16 protein-coding genes are annotated in these 17,430 nt (G+C 70.2%); 9 read left to right on the top strand and 7 right to left on the bottom strand.

The features are described 5' to 3' along the window. The first annotated feature begins 11 nt into the window (after positions 1-11). The 3 genes from V2S05_RS03850 to V2S05_RS03840 are packed head-to-tail and all read left to right on the top strand — an operon-like array spanning position 12 to position 4,162. Positions 12-1,637 carry an FAD-binding oxidoreductase gene (locus V2S05_RS03850; RefSeq protein ID WP_413633975.1) on the top strand — a complete coding sequence of 542 codons (1,626 nt, stop codon included), beginning with the start codon at positions 12-14 and terminating at the stop codon, positions 1,635-1,637. Then, complete coding sequence (locus V2S05_RS03845) at positions 1,630-2,532, top strand: diacylglycerol/lipid kinase family protein (RefSeq protein WP_413633974.1); 903 nt, start codon at positions 1,630-1,632, stop codon at positions 2,530-2,532. The genes V2S05_RS03850 and V2S05_RS03845 overlap by 8 nt, the downstream gene beginning before the upstream one ends. A gap of 4 nt (positions 2,533-2,536) precedes the next feature. Next, positions 2,537-4,162 carry a GMC oxidoreductase gene (locus V2S05_RS03840; protein WP_413633973.1) on the top strand — a complete coding sequence of 542 codons (1,626 nt, stop codon included), beginning with the start codon at positions 2,537-2,539 and terminating at the stop codon, positions 4,160-4,162. A gap of 77 nt (positions 4,163-4,239) precedes the next feature. Here V2S05_RS03840 and V2S05_RS03835 read toward each other — a convergent pair whose 3' ends face one another. From V2S05_RS03835 to V2S05_RS03820, 4 genes are all read right to left on the bottom strand, one after another. Further along, positions 4,240-6,399 carry a 3-hydroxyacyl-CoA dehydrogenase NAD-binding domain-containing protein gene (locus V2S05_RS03835; protein ID WP_413635227.1) on the bottom strand — a complete coding sequence of 720 codons (2,160 nt, stop codon included), beginning with the start codon at positions 6,397-6,399 and terminating at the stop codon, positions 4,240-4,242. Between the two features lie 5 nt (positions 6,400-6,404). Next, the gene (locus tag V2S05_RS03830; protein ID WP_271637560.1) at positions 6,405-7,610 is read right to left on the bottom strand and encodes a thiolase family protein; all 1,206 of its coding nucleotides are present in this window, start codon (positions 7,608-7,610) and stop codon (positions 6,405-6,407) included. 74 nt (positions 7,611-7,684) lie between these two features. Beyond that, positions 7,685-8,881 carry a ribonuclease D gene (locus V2S05_RS03825; RefSeq protein WP_413633972.1) on the bottom strand — a complete coding sequence of 399 codons (1,197 nt, stop codon included), beginning with the start codon at positions 8,879-8,881 and terminating at the stop codon, positions 7,685-7,687. Further along, positions 8,874-9,455, bottom strand: coding sequence for a DUF3000 family protein (locus V2S05_RS03820; RefSeq protein ID WP_413633971.1), 582 nt, complete (start codon positions 9,453-9,455; stop codon positions 8,874-8,876). The genes V2S05_RS03825 and V2S05_RS03820 overlap by 8 nt, the downstream gene beginning before the upstream one ends. A 25-nt stretch (positions 9,456-9,480) precedes the next feature. On the opposite strand from V2S05_RS03820, the gene V2S05_RS03815 reads away from it, so the two are divergent. Continuing rightward, entirely contained in the window at positions 9,481-10,629 is a 1,149-nt protein-coding gene (locus V2S05_RS03815; RefSeq protein ID WP_271637563.1) for an alpha/beta hydrolase family protein, read from the top strand. 27 nt (positions 10,630-10,656) lie between these two features. On the opposite strand, the gene V2S05_RS03810 is transcribed toward V2S05_RS03815, so the two are convergent. Next, positions 10,657-11,088, bottom strand: a complete 432-nt coding sequence (locus tag V2S05_RS03810) for a SufE family protein (RefSeq protein WP_413633969.1) — start codon at positions 11,086-11,088, stop codon at positions 10,657-10,659. A gap of 35 nt (positions 11,089-11,123) precedes the next feature. Continuing rightward, positions 11,124-12,020 carry a sulfurtransferase gene (locus tag V2S05_RS03805; RefSeq protein ID WP_271637565.1) on the bottom strand — a complete coding sequence of 299 codons (897 nt, stop codon included), beginning with the start codon at positions 12,018-12,020 and terminating at the stop codon, positions 11,124-11,126. 126 nt (positions 12,021-12,146) lie between these two features. Between V2S05_RS03805 and zapE the strand changes: the two genes are divergently transcribed. The 5 genes from zapE to V2S05_RS03780 all read left to right on the top strand — a co-directional run bounded on the left by zapE (position 12,147) and on the right by V2S05_RS03780 (position 16,450). Next, positions 12,147-13,193 carry a cell division protein ZapE gene (zapE, locus tag V2S05_RS03800; RefSeq protein WP_271637566.1) on the top strand — a complete coding sequence of 349 codons (1,047 nt, stop codon included), beginning with the start codon at positions 12,147-12,149 and terminating at the stop codon, positions 13,191-13,193. Between the two features lie 113 nt (positions 13,194-13,306). After that, positions 13,307-14,566, top strand: a complete 1,260-nt coding sequence (locus V2S05_RS03795; protein ID WP_340086580.1) for an ammonium transporter — start codon at positions 13,307-13,309, stop codon at positions 14,564-14,566. Next, positions 14,563-15,141, top strand: coding sequence for a type II toxin-antitoxin system PemK/MazF family toxin (locus V2S05_RS03790; RefSeq protein WP_413633967.1), 579 nt, complete (start codon positions 14,563-14,565; stop codon positions 15,139-15,141). The genes V2S05_RS03795 and V2S05_RS03790 overlap by 4 nt, the downstream gene beginning before the upstream one ends. Before the next feature lie 90 nt (positions 15,142-15,231). Beyond that, positions 15,232-15,618 (top strand): hypothetical protein, encoded by a 387-nt coding sequence (locus V2S05_RS03785; protein WP_271637569.1) that lies wholly within the window; start codon positions 15,232-15,234, stop codon positions 15,616-15,618. Between the two features lie 76 nt (positions 15,619-15,694). Further along, on the top strand, positions 15,695-16,450 hold the full coding sequence (locus V2S05_RS03780) for an MBL fold metallo-hydrolase (protein ID WP_413633966.1): 756 nt from the start codon (positions 15,695-15,697) through the stop codon (positions 16,448-16,450). A gap of 86 nt (positions 16,451-16,536) precedes the next feature. On the opposite strand, the gene V2S05_RS03775 is transcribed toward V2S05_RS03780, so the two are convergent. Next, the gene (locus tag V2S05_RS03775; protein WP_413633965.1) at positions 16,537-17,430 is read right to left on the bottom strand and encodes a TIGR01777 family oxidoreductase; all 894 of its coding nucleotides are present in this window, start codon (positions 17,428-17,430) and stop codon (positions 16,537-16,539) included.

Here is a 17,430-nt window from a genome sequence, read left to right as displayed (position 1 = left end):
CACTGTAATGCATGACGTCCTCGAGCGACACCGCCGTCGAGCCGCCGGAGATGCGATGGAACGGCTGGGGAGATCCGGACCGCGCCGTCGAGCTGCCCCGCGCGGTCCGGGCGCTGCTGCCGCTGCTGCTGGGCAGAGTGCCGCGGCCGGCGCCCTCGGTGCATCTGGACGACGTGCAGGTCGCGCCGTCCCGACTCTCCGGCGCCGACATCGACGCTCTGCGGGCCGTCGTCGGCGACAGTGAGGTCCGCATCGACGTCGAGTCCAGAGTGCGGCGGTCCGGCGGCAGATCCACCCCCGATCTGCTTCGCCGACGCGAACCACGACAGCGAGCCGCCGACGCGGTGGTGCGTCCATCGACCCATGACGAGGTCGCGGCGGTGCTGGCGGTCGCCGGCGAGCACGGGATCGCGGTCGTGCCGGTCGGCGGCGGCACGAGCGTGGTGGGCGGAGTCGCCCCCGACGCCGGCCGTCACCGAGCGGTGATCGCTCTCGACCTCGCCCGGCTGAGCGGGCTGGTCGGACTCGACGCGGTCAGCGGCGAGGCGGTGCTGCTCGCCGGCACGCGCGGTCCGGAGGCGGAGCGCCTGCTCGCCGAGCACGGCTTCGAGCTCGGGCACTATCCGCAGAGCTTCCGGTATGCCAGCATCGGCGGGTTCGCGGCCGCGCGCTCCTCCGGCCAGAATTCCGCCGGCTACGGGCGGTTCGATGCGATGGTCACCGGGCTGCGCGCGGCGACGCCGACCGGTGATCTCGATCTCGGCGGTGCCCCCGGATCGGCGGCGGGTCCGGACCTCACCCGACTGCTGCTCGGTTCGGAGGGGATCTTCGGGGTGATCACCGAAGTGCGCGTTCGCGTCCATCGGATGCCGCAGACCCGCATCGTCGAATCATGGAGCTTCCCGGATTTCACCACCGGAGCCGACGCCTTGCGCGAGGTCGTCCAGCGTGGCGGCACACCCACCGTCATCCGTCTCTCCGACGAGGCCGAGACCGGTGTGAGCCTGGCGCAGGTCGGCCGCATCGGCAAGGTGCTCGCGAAGGGCGCCAGCGCGGTGACCGTCTTCGAGGGCGAGGATGCCGAGCAGAGGCGTTCACGCACGGCGGAGCTGATCGCCGCCGCCGGCGGGACCAGCACCGGGCAGGGCGCAGCCGAGGATTGGGCCAGAACGCGGTTCGACGGACCGTACCTTCGTGACGCGCTGCTCGATGCGGGCGTCTTCTGCGAGACGCTGGAGACCGCGACCACCTGGTCGAACCTGCAGCGGTTGCGGGCCGCGGTGACCTCCGCGCTCAAGGACGGGTTCGCCGCGGCCGGCGCGCGGAGCTTCGTGATGTGCCACATCTCGCATCTCTACCCCACGGGCGCCTCGCTGTACTTCACCGTCCTCGCCGGGGTCAGGAACGATCAGCTGCAGACGTGGGACGCCGTGAAGAGCCGGGTGGGGGATGCGATCGTGGCATCCGGCGGCACCATCACCCACCATCACGCGATCGGCCGCGACCACGCGCAGTGGCTGCCTCAGGAGGTCGGCGAGACGGGCATCCGCATCCTCCGTGCGGTCAAGCGCGAACTCGACCCGCGGGGGATCATGAACCCGAACGCGCTGGTCGGCGGAGAACCGCACCGTGAATGAGGTCGTGCGCCTCGCCCTCATCGTCAACCCGCAGGCGGGCAGGGGGCACGCCGCTCGCGCCGGAGCCGAGGCGGACAGCGCGCTGCGAACGGCCGGCGCGGTGGTGACGCTGCTGGAGGGAAGCTCGGCCGAGCAGACCCGATCGCTCGCTCAGCGGGCGGTGCGCGACGAACCCGACGGGATCGTCGTCGTGGGCGGAGACGGGACGCTCACCGGGATCGTCGACCTGCTGGCGGAGAGCGGGCTTCCCATCACCCTCGTTCCGGCGGGCACCGGGAACGATCTCGCGAGAGCGCTCGGCATCCCGACGGCAGACCCGCAGCGGGCCGCCCTCGCCGCCCTGGGCGGTTCCGCACGGACGATCGACCTCGGCACGATCTCGTCGCAGGGGTCGGAACGGGTCTTCCTCACCGTGGCCGCCCTCGGCTTCGACGCGAAGGTGAGCGAGCGCACGAACACGCTGCGGCACCCGAGCGGTCGGCTGCGCTACTACCTCGCGCTCGTCGTCGAGCTCGCCCGACTTCGTCCGACGGCGTTCCGGATCTCGGTCGACGGCGAAGTCGAACACGAGCAGCCGGGCACGCTGCTGGCCGTGGGCAACACCGGCAGCTACGGTGGCGGCATGCCGATCTGCCCCGACGCCCGAGCCGACGACGGGCGGCTCGACGTTGTGCACGTCGCACCGCTCACCCGACTGCGGCTGCTCCGGCTGTTCCCGCTGCTGCTGCGCGGAACCCACCTGCGTCGTCCGGAGGTGCAGCGCCGGCGGGCCGGCTCGGTGCGGGTGTCGGCACCTGACCTGGTCGTGTACGCCGACGGCGAGCGCGTCGGCGCGGGGGAGTGCTCGATCGGGGTCCGCCCGGCCGCCGTGACGATGATGATCCCGAGGGAGTGAGCGCATGCCTTACGACGAGGACGTCGTGATCGTGGGATCGGGCTTCGGCGGATCCGTCGCCGCGCTGCGCCTGTCCGAGAAGGGGTACCGCGTCCGCGTGTTCGAGGCGGGTCGGCGCTTCGAGGACCACGACTTCGCGAAGACGTCATGGGACGTGCGTCGCTACCTGTGGGCACCGAGACTCGGGTGCTTCGGTGTGCAGCGCATCCACCGCCTGCCGCATGTCATGATCCTCGCCGGTGCGGGCGTGGGCGGCGGATCTCTGAACTACGCGAACACCCTCTACGAGCCGCCGCCGACGTTCTTCGCCGATCGCAACTGGCCTGCCGGCGTGGACTGGCAGGGCGAGCTCGCCCCGCACTACGCCACGGCGACGCGCATGCTCGGTGTCGTCGGCGAGTACCCGCACACCGGCCCTGTCGAGCGGATCATGGCCGGCGCCGCACAGGACCTCGGCGTGGGAGACACCTTCCGACGCGCTCCGGTCGGGGTCTTCCTGGGCATGCCGGCGGTGCGGGTGCCGGATCCGTTCTTCGACGGGGAGGGACCGGATCGCACCGGATGCACCCTGTGCGGCAACTGCATGATCGGCTGCCGGGTCGGAGCGAAGAACACGCTCGTGAAGAACTACCTCGCCCTCGCCGAGCGACGCGGTGCGCGGATCGAAGAGATGCGCACCGTCGTCGACGTCCGTGAGGATCCGCGGGGCGGATTCCTCGTCACGACCGAGCGCTCGGGCGCCTGGCTGCGCCGCAGAAGGCAGACTGTCCGGGCCGAGCAGGTGGTCCTGGCGGCAGGCACATGGGGTACGCAGCAGCTGCTGCACCGCATGCGTGCATCGGGCGCGCTGCCGCGCATCTCGGATGCCGTGGGCCGGATCACCCGCACCAACTCGGAGGCGCTGGACGGTGCTGTGGCGACGAGGGTGCCGGATGCCGCGGGCTACGCGCACGGTGTGGCCATCACCACCTCGTTCCACGTCGACGAGCGCACGCACGTCGAGAACGTGCGCTACGGCCCCGGCTCGAATCTGATGGGCGCCCTCGCCACCGTCCTCGTCCCCGGAGACCGGTCGCTGGCCGGACGGCTCGTCTCGCTGGTCGGCGCGCTCGCCAGGCATCCGCTCCGCCAGCTGCGCCTCGCCGGGCTGCACCGCTGGAGCGAGCGCAGCATCATCGCACTGGTGATGCAGACCTCGGACAACTCGCTCACGCTCTCGCTGCGCCGGCGGTTCGGCCGTGACGTGCTCACGAGCCGGCAGGGGCACGGCGAGCCCAACCCCTCGCACCTGCCCGAGGCGCATCGAGCAGTCGCGGCGATCGCACGCCGGATGCAGCAGGAGACCGGTGTGCGCACCGAACCCCGCGGATCGTGGCCCGAGGTTTTCGGCATCCCGCTGACCGCGCACTTCCTGGGCGGTGCGGTGATCAGCGAGTCACCCGACCGCGGTGTCGTCGACCCGTGGAACCGGGTGTGGGGGCATCCCGGGATCCACGTCGTCGACGGAGCGGCCGTGCCGGCGAACCCGGGGGTGAACCCCTCGCTCACCATCACCGCTCTCGCAGAGCGCGCCTTCGCCCACTGGCCGCGCCGCGGCCACGAGGACCGCCGGCCCCCTCAGATGGGGTGAGCACGGGCCTGGAACGGCAGACAGGGGCCGCACCCGCAGGTGCGACCCCTGTCTGAGCCGGCATCGGCTCGCGAGAGTCAGCTGTTCGCGATCCCGCGGATCGGCGGGCTGTGGAACGTGCTGCCGAACACGCGCTCCGAGGCGCCCTCGCGATCGAGGTACGGCGAGGCGCCGCCGTCGATGAACGGCCAGCCGGCGCCGAGGATCAGGCAGAGGTCGATGTCCTCGACCTCGGGCACGACACCCTCATCGAGCATGAGCCGGATCTCCTGCGCCAGGCCGTCCTGCACGCGCTGCAGGATGGTCTCGGCGGATGCCGGCGAGCTGCCGACATGGCCCTTGAGCACCTTCTCGGCGCCCTTGGTCCAGCCGGTCACGCGCCCGCCCTTGTCCTTCTCGACCACGGCATCCAACTCGGCGAGCGCGTGGAAGTTCTCGTTCGCGTAGAAGCGGTCGGGGAAGTGACGCACCATCGTGTCCTGCACGTGAGCCGCCACCTTCCAGCCGACCAGATCGATCAGCTGGAACGGCCCCATCGGCAGCCCGAGCGGCCCGAAGGCCTTCTCGACGTCTGCGATGGGAGTGCCCTCGTACACGGCCCGAGCCGCCTCGCCCATGACCTTCGCGAGCAGACGGTTCACGACGAAGCCGGGAGCATCGGCCGTGAGCACGGCGTTCTTTCCCAGGCCCTTCGCGACCACGAAGGCCGTCGACAGGGCTGCCTCCGAAGTCTGCGGCGTCTTCACGATCTCGATCAGCGGCATGACCGCGACCGGGTTGAAGAAGTGGAAGCCGACCAGGCGCTCGGGGTGGGCGAGCTGGGAGCCGATCTCCTCGACCGACAGCGACGAGGTGTTCGTGGCGAGGATCGCGTCCTCGGCGACGATCTTCTCGATCTCGCCGAACACCTGCTGCTTGACGCCGACCTCCTCGAACACGGCTTCGATGACGAAGTCGCAGTCGGCGTACTGGCTCTTGTCGGTCGTGCCGGTGACGAGCGAGCGCAGCTTGTTGGCGGTATCGCCGTCCAGGCGGCCCTTCTGCTCGAGCTTGCCGATCTCGTCGTGGATGTACGCCACGCCCTTGTCGACGCGCGCCTGGTCGAGGTCGGTGATCAGCACCGGGACCTGGAGCCTGCGCACGAACAGCAGGGCGAACTGGCTGGCCATCAGACCCGCGCCGATGATGCCGACCTTGGTGACCTTCTTCGCGAGCGCCTTGTCCGGTGCCCCGACGGGGCGCTTGGCGCGCTTCTGAACGAGGTCGAAGGCGTACATCGACGCGGCGAACTGATCGCCGGTGACGAGCTCGGCGAGAGCTTCGTCCTCACGGGCGAAGCCTTCGGCCTTCGTGCCGCTCTTCGCCTTCTCGAGCAGGTCGAGGGCGACGTAGGGCGAGCGGGGCACGGTGCCGATCTTCGACTCCAGCATGCCGCGGGCCATCTTGATCGCGATCGGCCACTTGACGGTGCGCTCGATCTTGCCCGGCTCGTTCCTGCGCTCGACCTTCTTCCCGCCGAGCACCGCGTCTGCCCATGCCAGCGAGCTCTCCAGGAAGGTGGATGCCGGGAAGATGGCGTCCATCAGCCCGAGCTCGAACGCCTGCTGCGGCTTGAGCATGCGGTTCTGCTTGAGCGGGTTGGAGACGACGACCTCGAGAGCGTTCTCGATGCCGATGAGGTTCGGCACCAGGTAGGCGCCGCCCCAGCCGGGGATGATGCCGAGGAAGACCTCCGGCAGGGCGAGAGCCGCAGCGGATGCGTCGACCGTGCGATAGGTCGAGTTCAGCGCGATCTCCATTCCGCCGCCGAGCGCGAGTCCGTTGACGAACGCGAACGACGGCACTCCCAGCTCGGACAGCGAGCCGAGCACCTTGTGTCCGAGCTGCGCGATCAGGCGGGCGTTGTCCTTCGAGCCCACCCGGCTGATGTCGGAGAGGTCGGCGCCGGCGGCGAGGATGTACTGCTTGCCGGTGATGCCCACCGCCTGGATCTCGCCCGCGGCCGCGCGAGCTCGGAGCGAGTCGAGCGTCTCGCCGAGCTCGGTGAGTGTTGCGGGGCCCAGCGTGTTCGGCCTGGTGTGGTCGCGACCGTTGTCGAGCGTGATGAGTGCGAGCACCTTGCCCGATGCGAGGCGGATGTCGCGCACGGGGGAGTGCGTGACGACCTCGTCGTCGGAGAGGGCGGAGAGCGGCGTGAAGTCGACGCCGACGTACTGGTTCCTGATCGTCTCGGCCATCGCGGTCACTTCCTCTTCTTGCCGTCGTAGAACGGGTTCTCCCAGATGACCGAGCCGCCCTGGCCGAGGCCGACGCACATGGCGGTCAGGCCGTAGCGCACGTCGGGACGCTCGGCGAACTGCGCCGCCAGCTGGATCATCAGCCGGACTCCGGATGCCGCGAGCGGGTGTCCCAGCGCGATCGCGCCGCCCCACTGGTTGACGCGCGGGTCGTCGTCGGCGATCCCGAAGTGGTCGAGCAGGGAGATCACCTGGATGGCGAAGGCCTCGTTCAGCTCGAACAGCCCGATGTCGGAGATGTCGAGGCCCGCCTTCTTCAGCGCCTTCTCGGTCGACGGGATGGGGCCGATGCCCATGATCTCGGGCTGCACCCCCGCGAAGGCGAACGAGACCATCTTCATCTTCGGGGTCAGCCCGAACTCCTTCACCGCGCCGCCGCCGGCCAGCAGCGACATGGTCGCGCCGTCGGTGAGGGGCGAGGAGGTGCCGGCGGTCACGCGCCCGTGCGGACGGAACGGCGTCTTCAGCGCGGCGAGATCCTCCATCGTGGTCTGCGGGCGACGCCCCTCGTCCTCGGTGGCCAGACCCCAGGCGCCGTCGGCGCCCTTGATCGCGACCGGCACGAGGTCGGGCTGGATCTTGCCCGCGTCGTACGCGGCCTGCACCTTGTGCTGGCTGAGCATGCCGAAGCGGTCGGAGCGCTCCTTGGTGAGGTGCGGGAAGCGGTCGAAGATGCGCTCTGCGGTGACGCCCATGTTGAGTGCGCCGGGGTCGACCATCTTCTCGGCGACGAAACGCGGGTTCGGGTCGGCGTTGCCGCCGATGGGGTGGTGGCCCATGTGCTCCACGCCGCCGGCGAGGGCGAAGTCGTACATGCCGACACCGATCGACGCCGCCATCGTGGTGACGCTGGTCATCGCGCCTGCGCACATGCGCTCGACGGCGAGGCCCGGCACGGTCTGCGGGAGGCCCGCGAGGATGGCGACCGACCGGCCGAGCGTGAGGCCCTGGTCGCCGGTCTGCGAGGTCGCCGCGATCGCGACGTCGTCGATGCGGTCGGCCGGCACGGCGGCGTTGCGCTCCATCAGGCCGATGGTCGCCTTGACGGCGAGGTCATCAGCGCGGGTGTTCCAGTACATGCCCTTTTCGCCGGCGCGCCCGAAGGGGGTGCGCACTCCATCGACGAAGTAGACGTCCGAGATCTCGGCCACTCTGCCTCCATAGGTTGGGGTTCTCGTCCAGCCTAGGAGCGCGGTATGACCGCCTGGAATCGGTTGGATCGAACCTACGAAGCGGTCGGGAACCCCTCGACGGCTGTTTGCGGCCCCTCTACAAACGCATCCACGATCTTCTGTGCGGTATGCGCAACCTGCCATGGCCGAGCGCCGAGGTCGATGAGCGCGGCCGAGATCGACTCCGCCGTGAGGTCGGCCGGCGGCTGCCAGGCGACACGGCGCAGGTGCTCGGGGGTGAGCAGGTTCTCGGTCGGCATGTGCAGCTCTTCAGCGAGGGCCTCGACCACGGGCCGGGCGGCCTTGAGCCGCAGATCGGCATCGGGGTTGCGATCGGCCCACGCGCGAGGCGGCGGGAGGGCATCGCTCGGCACGCGCTCGCGCGGAAGATCCTCCGTGGTGCGACCGCGCTCGATCGCCGCCCACCAGCGGTCGATCTGGGTGCGGCTCGCGCGCCCGTTGAACTCCTTGAGCCCGGCGAGCTCCTGCTTCGACCGCGGCGCGGCCAGCAGGGCCGCGAGCAGCGAGCGGTCGGGAACGAGACGGCCGGGGGAGACATCCATCTGCTCGGCGTACTGCTCACGCGCGGTCCACAGCTCGCGAGCCACGGCCAGCTGCCGGGCCCCGCGCACCTTGTGCAGCCCGCTCAGTCGGCGCCACGGCTCCTCACGCGGCGGCTTGGGCAGGCGGTGCAGCGTCGCATTGAACTCCTCCGCGGCGATCTCCGACTTGCCGGCGGCGTCGAGCTCGTCGACGAGAGCGTCTCGCACATCGACGAGGTGGAGCACGTCGAGGGCCGCGTACTCCAGCCACGGATCGGGAAGCGGCCTGGTCGACCAGTCGGCGGCCGAATGCGCCTTGGCGAGAGTGATGCCCAGCGTGTGCTCGACGACCGCAGCGAGCCCGAAGCCGTCACTGCCGAGAAGACGTGAGGCGAGCTCGGTGTCGAAGATGCGGCCGGGTTCGAGGCCGAGCTCGCGCAGAGAGGGCAGATCCTGGCTGGCGGCGTGGAACACCCATTCGGCGTCGCCGATGGCATCCTGAAGCGGCCGGAAGTCGCCGATCGCTGGTGGATCGAACAGGAAGACACCCGTTCCGCGGCGGAACACCTGCACGAGATAGGCGCGCTGCGAATAGCGGAATCCGGATGCCCGCTCCACATCGACGGCCACCGGACCCGATCCCTCGGCGAGCATCTGCGCCGCCCGCTCGAACTCCGCACGGTCGTCGATCACGGAGTACTCAGCCACGTGCGCCCTTTCTCGCGCCGAACACGGCGACGTCCTCTGATCCGGGCGGGAGCCCCGCGAGCATCCCGACCAGCTCTGCCCATGCTTCCACATGCGGGCGCAGCGGGGCATCCGGAGTCCACGATGCGCGAAGCTCGATCTGGGCTCCGTCCCCTTCGGCCGCGAGCGCGCCGAACCCCTTCGAGAGCATCTTGGTGGAGGTGCCGGAGGCCGAATGGTAGACGGCACCACGCGAATCGAGCGCGTCGACCAGCCACGACCAGGCGACGTCCGCGAGCAGCGGGTCGGTGCCGATCTCGGGCTCGAGGGGAGCCTGCGCGAACCCGACGATGCGCCAGGCGCCGCCCCAGGCATCCGGCTCGTCGGGATCGTGCAGCAGCACGAAGCGGCCGGTGCCGTACACCGAGTCGCCATGATCGTCGGGGCGCACATCGGCCGCGAGCGCCAGGGCGAAGGGCGCGAGCCCCGCGGGTGACGGGATCTCCCGCACCACGATGTCGGCGCGGAACGCCGTCTCACGAAGCTCTGCCGCCGCTGCGTCGAACAGCGTCGCGGCATCCGGGTGTGCGCTCACCTGGACAGGCTAGAGTCGGGAGGCGATGAAGAGTCTCAGGCACGCCGTAGCCTTCGCCGTCCCCGCTGTCATCGCCGCGGGGGCCGCGGCCGGGGCAGCCGCCGTGCTCGCCACGGCCCGCCGCGTGGTCATGCCCTCGGTGCGCCGCAATGACACGCAGATCCTCGCCGTCGACACGGGCGCGCAGACCATCGAGCTCAGCCGCACGCCCGACACCGAGCTGCCTGGGCGCTACGGGCTGTTCACCACCGGCACATACGGCTACGTCAAGCTCGGGGCGGTGCTCGGCGCCGATGCCGCGAGCGTGCGCCGCAAGCTGCTCACGCAGATCGAGCCGGGAGCGCGGGTCGACCGCGACGCCGCTTTCAGCGGCTGGTACCACGTGTCGCCGAGCGAGCTGCACCTGCCTTGGGAAAGCGTGCTGATCGGTTCGCCCGCAGGCCCCTGCCCCGCCTGGCTGTTCCCCGCCGACTCGTCGACGTGGGTGATCCAGGTGCACGGTCGCGGCACGCTGCGCTCCGAGTGCCTGCGCGCCGTCCCCGTCATGAACGCGCTCGGTCTGCCGACCCTGGTCGCGTCGTACCGTAACGACGGCGAGGCGCCGCGCACGCGCGGGGGCAGCTACGCCCTGGGCGCCTCGGAATGGCGCGATGTCGACGCGGCGATCGGCTATGCGCTGCGTCACGGCGCGCAGCGCGTGGTGCTGATGGGATGGTCGATGGGCGGCGCCATCGCCCTGCAGACCGCGGTCTCGTCCGAGCATCGGGATGCCATCGCCGGCGTCATCCTCGACTCGCCCGTCGTCGACTGGCGAACGGTGCTGCGCTTCCAGGCACGCGAGTCGGGGCTGCGCGAACCGCTGCCGGGGCTCGCGATGGGAGCGCTGGGCAACACGTTCCTCGCCCGGCTCAGCGGAGCCGAGGAGGCGATCCCGTTCGACAGGCTCGACATGGTCGCCCGCGCCTCAGAGCTCGACGCCCCGATCCTGATCCTGCACAGCGACGACGACGGGTTCGTGCCGGCCGATGCGTCGCACGCGCTGGCCGAGGCGCGACCCGATCTCGTGACGATGCCGGAGTTCCACGGTGCGCGTCACACCAAGATCTGGAACTACGACGAGCAGGGCTGGTCGGGGGCGATCACCGACTGGCTGACCGGCCAGGGCCTGGTCTGACGGCGAGCCGCGGCCGTCGCCGGCCGCTCAGCGCTTGGCTTCGACCTGACGCTTCGCGCGCATCAGCATCCCCGTCATGCCGCCGATCCGAAGCGGCGAGACGAGCCGCGTCAGACCGAGGCTCTGGGGATAGTCGTTCGGCACCGCGAGCACCTCGTCGGCGGTGAGGCCCGTCAGGCCCTGCGCGAGGATGCTCGCGAATCCGCGGGTCGTCGGGGCCTCCGGCGGCGCCGTCGCGTGCATCGTGATGACGCCGTCGGTGACCTCGATGTAGATGTAGACGGGGGACTGGCACTCTGCCACCCGCTCGGCCATCTCGGGATGGGCCGCGATCTCATCGGAGACGGGAGGAAGCGCGTTCGCGAACTCGAGCAGCAGCTCGAGACGATCGGGCTCGGGCAGCTCGAGGAACTCGTCGCGGAACTCGGCGAGGACGGCGGGGACGTGCGTGTCAGTCATCCCTGCCATCATCCCATCCCGCCGGGGCTGCGAGGTCAGAGCGTGCCGGGCTCGCTGCCGCTGACGATGGGCACGCGCACGGCGCTGCCCCACTCGGTCCACGAGCCGTCGTAGTTGCGCACCTTCTCGATGCCGAGCAGGTGCTTCAGCACGAACCAGGTGTGGCTGGAGCGCTCACCGATGCGGCAGTAGGCGATGACGTCGTCGGAGTCGTCGATGCCGGCCTCGTCGCGGTAGATCGCCTCGAGCTCGGCTCGTGGCCTGAAACCGCCGTCCTCGGCGACCGCCCTGCCCCATGGCACGCTCTGCGCGGTGGGGATGTGCCCGGCGCGCAGGCTGCCCTCTTCGGGATAGGCCGGCGCCGTGGTCCGCTCGCCGTTGTACTCCTCGGGCGAGCGCACGTCGATCAGCGGCCCCTTGCCGATGAAGGCGAGCACGTCCTCCTTGTAGGCACGCAGCTGCGAGTCGTCGCGCTCGACCACGGGGTACTCGGTGGCCGGGCGCACCGTCTTGTCGGTGGTGATCTCGCGCCCCTCACTGATCCAGCGGTCACGTCCGCCGTCGAGCAGGCGCACGTCCTCGTGTCCGAACAGCGAGAAGACCCACAGCGCGTAAGCGGCCCACCAGTTGTTCTTGTCGCCGTAGATGACCACGGTGTCGTCGCGGGCGATGCCCTTGCGGCTCAGCAGCTCGGCGAAGCCCTCGCCGTCGACGTAGTCGCGCACGACGGGGTCGTTGAGCTCGGTGTGCCAGTCGATCTTCACCGCACCGGGGATGTGCCCGGTCTCGTAGAGCAGCACGTCCTCATCGGATTCCACCACCACGAGGCCGGGGGTGCCGAGGCGGGCGGCGAGCCACTCGGTTGTCACGAGGCGGCCGGGTTCGGCGTACTCGGCGAACTTGGGGGATGACGTGTCGCGATCGACGGCCACGGATGCTCCTCAGGGGTCGGGCTCGGGTGGGCATGCGACGGCGTAAAGTTGAGCCGTCCCCTATGACGATAGATCCCCTGGCGCGCACCCGCATCCGGATCGTAAGACTATGACCTCAGGAACGTGATGACCCAGCAGATCAGCACGGGCGTCGTGCACCTCACCGAGCGCACGCCCGTCGTGACCGGAACCGAGATGCTGGCGAGCCTCGTCCCGCCTCCCCAGTTCGACGAAGCGACCTTCGACAGCTATCGCTCGGACGAGCGCTATCCGTCGCAGGAGGCCACCAAGCAGCTGCTGCAGCGCTTCGCCGGCGCGGCCGGAGGCACGCCGGTGAAGAAGGCGGGCCTGTTCCGCCGCGCGCCGAAGGAGACCCCGATGAAGCCGGGGGTCTACCTCGACGGCGGCTTCGGTGTCGGCAAGACCCACCTCCTGGCCTCGGTCTATCACGCTCTTCCCGCCCGCCGGAAGTACTTCGGCTCGTTCATCGAGTACACCGCCCTGGTCGGCGCGCTCGGCTACAAGAACACGGTCGATCTGCTGCGCGGCGCGGATCTGCTCTGCATCGACGAGTTCGAGCTCGACGACCCCGGCGACACCATGGTGATGACGCGCCTGCTCGGCGAGCTGGTGGCGTCGGGCACGAAGCTCGCCGCCACCTCGAACACCCCGCCCAACGCGCTGGGTGAGGGCCGGTTCGCCGCGCAGGACTTCCTGCGCGAGATCCACGCGATGTCCGAGAGCTTCGAGACCCTGCGCATCGACGGCGTCGACTACCGGCAGCGCGCGATCGACGGCAGCTCGGTGGTGTCCGACGCCACCCGCTACGCGCGGGCGATCGAACAGGCGGCGGCCTCGGGCGAGGCATCCGACGACGCGTTCGCCGATCTCATCCAGCACCTGGCGCGGGTGCATCCGTCCCGCTACATCCGCCTCATCGACGGGCTGTCGCTAGTCGGCCTGCGCGACGTGCACACCCTGACCGACCAGTCCGAGGCGCTGCGCTTCGTCGCGTTCGTCGACCGGGTGTACGACGCCCAGCTGCCGATCGTCGCCACCGGGGTCGCCCTCGACCAGGTGTTCGCCGACGAGATGCTCGCCGGGGGATACCGCAAGAAGTACCTGCGCGCGATCTCGCGCCTGAACGCGCTGACCCACTCCGCAGCCGAGTAACACGATCGTCACACCGCGCGCCGCGGCGTAACGTGCCGGAAACACGATGCGTGCCCGCCGGAAACATCAGGAGCCCAGACTGACCTCGTTCGTTCAACGGAGGAGGTTTCGACATGGATGCCACAGGCAATGTCTCGTGGGTGGTCACCGCGACGGCGCTCGTGCTGCTGATGACGCCCGGGGTGGCGTTCTTCTATGGTGGTCTGGTCAGGGCGAAGAGCGTCATCAGCATGATGATGATGAGCTTCGGCGCGATCGGTCTGATCGCTGTGCTCTGGGTTCTCTACGGCTACTCGATGAGCAGCGTCACGTCTCCGTCGCACTTCGCCGGCGACCCGTTCGCCGATCTCGGCCTGGCGGCGGCATCGGCGGGACCGGACGCCAACGTCGCCCTGCTCGGAGTCGCGTACGGCGCCACCTTCGCGATCATCACCGTCGCGCTCATCTCGGGTGCGATCGCCGATCGGGCGCGCTTCGGCCCCTGGCTCATCTTCGTGGGCATCTTCGGCACGATCGGCTACTTCCCGATCGCCGCGTGGGTGTGGGGCGGCGGCTGGATCATGAACCTCGGCACGGAGCTGTTCGGGGAGGACAGCGGAGTGGCGGTCATCGACTACGCCGGCGGCACCGCCGTGCACATCAACGCAGGCGCCGCAGCCCTCGCGCTGGCTCTCGTACTGGGCAAGCGCATCGGCTTCGGGCGCGAGCTCAACAAGCCGCACAACGTGCCGCTGACGCTGTTGGGCGCGGCGCTGCTGTGGTTCGGATGGTTCGGGTTCAACGCCGGGGCCGAATGGCTCTCGGACGACATGGGCGGTGTGGGTCTGATCGCGATCAACACGTTGGGCGCCGCTGCCGCAGGAATCCTCGGCTGGGTGCTCGTCGAGAAGCTGCGGGTCGGGAAGCCGACCTCGGTCGGAGCGGTCTCGGGCCTGGTCGCGGGTCTCGTCGCGATCACTCCCGCCTGCGCCGACCTGACGCCGGGATGGGCGCTGCTGCTGGGAGCGCTGTCGGGGGTCGCGTGCGCACTGGCGGTGGATCTGAAGTTCCGGCTCGGGTTCGACGACTCGCTCGACGTCGTGGGCCTGCACCTCGTCGGCGGGCTGCTCGGAACCGTGTACCTCGGCTTCTTCGCCACCGGGCAGGGCCTGTTCACCGGAGGTGATCTGCGGCTGCTCGCCGTGCAGGTGATCGCGGCCGGGGGAGTGATGGTCTACTCGTTCGTAGTCGCCTACGCGATCGGCTTCGCGATCGAGAAGACGATCGGCTTCCGCGTCACCGGCGAGGATGAGCTCGCCGGTGTCGACCTGGCCGTGCACGGCGAGGAGGGCTACGCGCTCGCGCCGTCACCCGCCGCTATGGTGGGCGGGTGAGCTCGGGCAGCAGGATCCTCTCGGTCATCGTCGACCTTCTCGGCAGGGCGCTGTCGGGGCGCAGCGGGGGCGGGCAGCAGGCCCGCCCCCGCCGGCGTGCCACCCTGCGACCGGACCGCAGCCGATCGACACCCGAGGGGGACTCCTCGGCCGGCAGGATGCCCGGGGCCGAGACCGTGCAGGTCGACCCCGAGCGAGTCGGCGGTGTGAGCGTCGGCTACTCGCCCTCGCGCAATCACCTGCCCGACTCCGGGGAGATCATCTGGACCTGGGTGCCCTACGCGGAGAACGACGGACGGGGCAAGGACCGGCCGGTGCTGGTAATCGGGCGGCACGGCTCCGACCGCGTCTACGCGGTGCGGATGACGAGCAGAGCCCATGAGCGCGATCGGGACTTCATCTCGATCGGGTCCGGCGCCTGGGACGCGCAGGGGCGCGAGTCGTGGGTCGACATCGAGCAGCTGTACAGCGTGCACCACGACGGCATGCGCAGAGAGGCGGCGGTGCTCGATGTCGCCCGCTATGGTCGCATCGCCCGCGCGCTCGTCGACCGGTACGGGTGGGCTCGGGACTGAGGCGCAGCGTCGGGCATGCAATCCGATCGGACCGGAGTGACGAACACCCTCCGAGCCGCCGTCCGCGGCTCGACCGATCAAGGAGGAATCATGCGCTTCATTCCCACGAAAGTCCACGGCGTTCTCGACTACCTGGTGGGAGCCGCGCTCATCGTCGCTCCCTGGCTCTTCGGCTTCGCGGGAATGGGCGGACCCGCCGTCGTGATCCCCATCGTCCTGGGGGTCGGCCTCATCGTCTACAGCCTCTTCACCAGCTACGAGTGGGGACCGTTCAAGCTGATCCCGATGCCGGTGCACCTCGTCTTCGACGTGGTCGCCAGCCTCTTCCTGGCGCTGTCGCCGCTGCTGTTCGGCTTCATCTCCGCTGCCCCCAACGCGTGGGTGCCCCACGTGGTGGTGGGTATCACCGTGATCATCGTGGTGATCTTCTCGGAGCCGCAGCCCGCTCGCGCCGCCGTGGCACGGGCTCGGGCCTGAGCACCCTTCGCTAGCACCCCTGTGGGGCGACGGCAAGGCACGTACGTGTCTTATGCCGGCGCCCCACAGTGGTGTCATGAGAACCACAGCGAGGGGATGGACGGAACCTGCTCCTGGCGTGCACCGGCTGGATGTCGCGCACGTCAACTGCTATCTGATCGAGGCGGAGGGTGGGCTGACTCTCGTCGACGCCGGTCTGCCGCGCTCCAGTCGGCTGCTCGGAGCGCTGCTGAAGCGGATCGGCGCGGGCGTGCGTGACATCGATGCCGTGCTGCTGACTCACGGTCACTTCGATCACGTCGGAATGGCGCGCCCGCTCGCCGAACGCGGTGTCGCCTCTCTGGTGCATCCGGACGATGAGCGCCTGGCACGACATCCCTACCGCTACGCGCACGAGGCGCCGATCTGGTCGTACCCGCTCCGCCACCCGCGCATCCTGCCGACGGTGGTGTCGATGGTGAGTGCGGGCGCGCTGCGCGTGAAGGGCGTGACGGCGGCCCCTGGAGTGGCCGACGGCCAGGTGATCGACGTGCCGGGGCATCCCCGCGCGATCTGGACGCCAGGCCACACGGACGGCCACTGCGGGTACATGTTCGAGAAGGCCGGCGTGCTGCTGTGCGGCGATGCGCTGGTCACGCTCGACCCCTACACCGGCCGGCGCGGTCCGCAGATCGTGGCCGGGGCGGCCACAGCCGACAGCAGCCTCGCGCTGGAATCGCTGGATGCGCTGCGCGCTGTCGACGCGGCCCTCGTGCTCCCCGGGCACGGCGAGCCGTGGACGCGGGGGATCGGGTCGGCCGTCGATGCGGCACTGCACGCGGGGGCGCACTGACGCCCGTGCGCCCCAGCCCGACCTGACGCCCTCCCGGCGCCGGTGCCCGCCCGATGCCGGTGCCCGTCGTCGACGCTGGTGGTCGCTCAGTCGAGCGCGGCGGCGAGAGCCTCCGGCGCGGTGGGATGCCGGAATGCGAACCCGCCGCGGGTCAGCGCCTCGGGCACGGCATCTGCGTCGGCCAGCAGCAGGGAGTCTGCGGCGGCGCGTCCGAGACCCAGACGCAGCGCCCAGGCGGGCGCCGGGATGAGGTACGGCCGATGCAGCAGGGAAGCCAGGGTGCGACCGATCCCGCCCGCGGTCGCCCGATGCGGTCCGGTGAGGTTGACCGGACCGTGCAGGTCGGAGTCGATGATGTGCCGGATCGCTCGAACCTCGTCTTCCAGGGAGATCCAGGGCCACACCTGCCGCCCTGATCCGAGCGGGCCGCCGAGCCCGAGGCGGGTGAGGGTGATCATCGGCTTCAGCACGGCATCCGGATGCAGGATCGGCGCGGTGCGCAGCAGCGCGACGCGCGTCGCTGCGGCAGCCCGCATCGCCTCCCGCTCCCACTCGACGCAGAGGCCGGCGAGGAAGGTCTCACCGGATGCCGCACTCTCGTCCAGACGGATGCCGGGCTGATCGCCGTAATATCCCACCGCCGACGCCGACAGCAGGGGCGGGGCATCGGCCTTCAGGAAGAGCAGAGCGTCAGCGAGAACCGAGGTGGGCCGCAGTCGCGACTCGCGCAGCGTGCGCCGGTAGCCGGCGCCCCAGGGCAGCCGGCCGATGCTGGCGCCGTTGAGGTTCACGACGGCGGCAGCGCCCGCGAGCGCGTCGGGGTCGAGCCGGCCGCCGGTGAGCCACTCGATCTCGTCGCCGTTGCGGGCGGGACGCCGAACCAGGTGCACGACGCGCACGCCGTCCCCGCGAAGCGACCGCGTGAGCGCCCCGCCGATCAGACCGCTCGCACCGGATACGACGATGCGTGAGTCGTTCAT

The sequence above is a fragment of the Microbacterium sp. OR16 genome (assembly GCF_047306725.1).
GTDB lineage: Bacteria > Actinomycetota > Actinomycetes > Actinomycetales > Microbacteriaceae > Microbacterium.
This window is presented reverse-complemented; position numbering and strand designations above follow the sequence as displayed.